The following is a 1,622-nucleotide window of genomic DNA, read 5'->3' as shown; positions in this document are numbered from 1 at the left end:
ACCGAGAAATCTATGGTGCTCCTAAAATTCATCATCTTCTACTTAAACAAGGGGAAAAAGTCGGGTTAAAACTGGTACAGAAGCTAATGAAACAACTTCAACTCAAGTCTGTAGTCATTAAGAAATTTAAGCCTGGATACTCACTAAGTGATCACATCAATCGAAAAAATCTCATACAGACTGAACCTACAAAGAAAAATAAGGTTTGGTCAACCGACATTACTTATATTCCTACTCAACAAGGATGGGGTTATCTCTCAACCATTATGGATCGTTATACTAAAAAAGTCATTGCTTGGGATTTGGGCAAGCGAATGACTGTAGAATTAGTGCAAAGAACTTTAAATAAGGCCATTAAATCACAAGACTATCCAGAAGCTGTTATTCTTCATTCTGACCAAGGAAGCCAGTATACGAGTCTAGAGTATGAAGAGTTGCTTAAGTATTATGGGATGACTCACTCTTTCAGTCGAAGGGGATACCCTTATCATAATGCCAGTCTTGAATCTTGGCATGGACATTTAAAAAGAGAGTGGGTGTATCAATTTAAATATAAGAACTTTGAAGAAGCCTATCAGAGTATTTTCTGGTACATCGAAGCCTTTTATAATTCAAAACGAATCCATCAAAGTTTAGGGTATCTTACACCTAATCAATTTGAAAAGGTAAGTGCTTAAAATAAATAGATTAAAATTCTACGTTTGTTACTCTAAAAACTTGACTTAACGTCAAATGCCATAAAAGATAATAAAGTCCGTTTAATTATTTTCATTGTTTTTGTCCTTATCTTTTTTTCTTGCCATAGAAGTAAAACCAAAACATGACCATGCAAAAAACATAATTAACCAAAAATTATTATCCATATCTTTCTTAGTAAAATAAGCAATTAAACTTAATATCGCCACAACAAAATATAAATAATTACTATATTTAAAAAATTTTTTCATTGAAATATCCTCCATATACCCGAATTGCTAGTTGATTATTCAGCCATGACCTGATATCCGGTAGAGTATCTTAAAGTCTTTGAATTCACGGTTTTAGCTGATTTCAACATTAGAGAATAAGTTAAAATCGTCATCTCTAATTTGACTTGAAAACCATAAGAATAACGACTTTTACAGCGTTCAGCTCCGAGGTTTGTCAGAAAAGAGAATACGCGTTCAATGACTTTTCGACGTTTTGAAAAATTAGGAAAAGTTATGTCCTTTTTCTTCATGTTCATTCTGACGGGTGTAATAAGTTCAATTTCCTTGAGTTCAAGCCTATCTTGAAGCACTTGACCTAAATAGCCCATATCTCCAAGGACTATGGGTGTGCCAAATTGAGACAATACTTCCTCGGCCATTGTACTGTCGCCTATTGAAGCAGGACTAATCACGTAGTCGATGACATAGCCTGATTCACTGACTAAAGCATGACATTTACAGCCATAAAAGTACTGACCTTTGGTAGCATTGTAGCCAATATTTGCATAGTCGCCCAAAACTTTGCTTCTAAAATTACGAATCGGCTGACACAAAGGAATGGGAAAGCTGTCAATAATAGACACATCAATCCCTTCAACTTCTTTAAAGACGAGAGCTTGGCGAATGAGTTGAATACTCAGTAGGAGTGCATTA

The 1,622-nt window shown here is 34.7% G+C and carries 1 protein-coding gene and 1 pseudogene; one reads left to right on the top strand and one right to left on the bottom strand.

The features are described 5' to 3' along the window. Positions 1-677, top strand: a pseudogene (locus AB0M30_RS47650) (IS3-like element IS981 family transposase); the annotation flags it as partial. Positions 678-982: 305 nt separating this feature from the next. Here the strand turns inward: AB0M30_RS47650 and AB0M30_RS47645 are convergent. Next, on the bottom strand, positions 983-1,622 hold a 640-nt coding region (locus AB0M30_RS47645; protein ID WP_364599316.1), incomplete at its 5' end, for an IS982 family transposase.

Origin of the sequence: Amycolatopsis sp. NPDC051716 (assembly GCF_040681595.1) — a bacterium.
GTDB lineage: Bacteria > Actinomycetota > Actinomycetes > Mycobacteriales > Pseudonocardiaceae > Amycolatopsis.
This window is presented reverse-complemented; position numbering and strand designations above follow the sequence as displayed.